The sequence below is a fragment of the Massilia sp. PWRC2 genome (assembly GCF_049896725.1).
Lineage (GTDB): Bacteria > Pseudomonadota > Gammaproteobacteria > Burkholderiales > Burkholderiaceae_D > JAFCUW01.
In genome coordinates this window covers 1-1,061 of sequence record NZ_JAFCUW010000044.1, presented here as the reverse complement: position 1 = coordinate 1,061, position 1,061 = coordinate 1, and the positions used below count along the sequence as shown (strand labels likewise).

General features: G+C 49.2%; 1 protein-coding gene. It reads right to left on the bottom strand.

What is annotated here, in order from left to right:
• Positions 1–518: 518 nt before the first annotated feature.
• A complete protein-coding gene (locus ACP7BZ_RS22935) occupies positions 519–929 on the bottom strand; it encodes a hypothetical protein (protein WP_426117513.1) in 411 nt (136 codons plus the stop codon).
• Positions 930–1,061 lie beyond the last annotated feature (132 nt).

The following is a 1,061-nucleotide window of genomic DNA, read 5'->3' as shown; positions in this document are numbered from 1 at the left end:
GGATCAACGCTCAAAAAGCGTCCACCCGACGCGCACTTGCCGTAAGCGCGGCCGTTTTCCTTAGTCCCTTCAATGACTTGGCGCGGTTTTTCCCTGGCTAACGGTGTGTAAAGAGCGAATTTTTTCGTAGACGCGATTTTGGCTCGCGTGCGCGAGCGAGGCAAGCGTTTATTTGCCTAATAGTTAATGGTGGCGGCAGGGTTGTGGTGGCTGGGGTTGATGTGATGGCCAACGTAGCGCGGGGGCAACCGAGGCATGAGCGCGCCCCGTGCGCCTGACTCGCGGTTTCTGTGGCCTGCGCGCCCAGCGCCTGAGAGTAGTTCCGCAAAGTGACGAGGACGGCACCAACATGTCCTGACAAAATAGGAGAAAACCATTTTGTACTGACAGAAAATCGCTGAGCTCGTGCGTGAATGTCGGCACTGACCCCGTTGGTTGCTCTCGTGCGTGAATGTCGGCACTGACCCCGTTGGTTGCTCTCAAAATCAGTTACTCCCTCGAATACCAGATAGCCCTCCTTAAAAAAAACCGAGTGAAATAGAAGTATTTAGCTCAGAGCAAACCTGAATATCAGAGCTTGAAAAATAGCCATCTTGCGGAAATTCGGACGATATCGAAGGCAAATCAAAATGTAATTCTAGAAATTCCGCCTTAACTTTGCCTTGTACATCAATCAAGTTCTGTGTTCCGCCCAACTTTTCAATCAACGGCGCCAGCATCTCAGACAAAGCAACCTCGTTCGGATATTCAATAGTATATTGAACATAAGAACGAGTTAATAATGTTTTGACATAAGGTCGCACAAGTTCGCCCACATTTCCTTGGCGCGAACTTTGTACGCCAATCAAATCAGCAACCTCCTGCGCTTGACTTGTGAAGCCTCTTATCGTCAGCGATACACATTTTGCTCTACCGGTGTCATTTTTCATAACGGATCCTTTTGACTACCCCTTGCTCCATTCCAAAGCCACCGTCGACCAGTGGTTTTGTCGGTATAGATATTGACCTTGCTATCTCCCCGTCCGTCTTTTGCATCATGCGCATCTTTATAACCTTCCTCA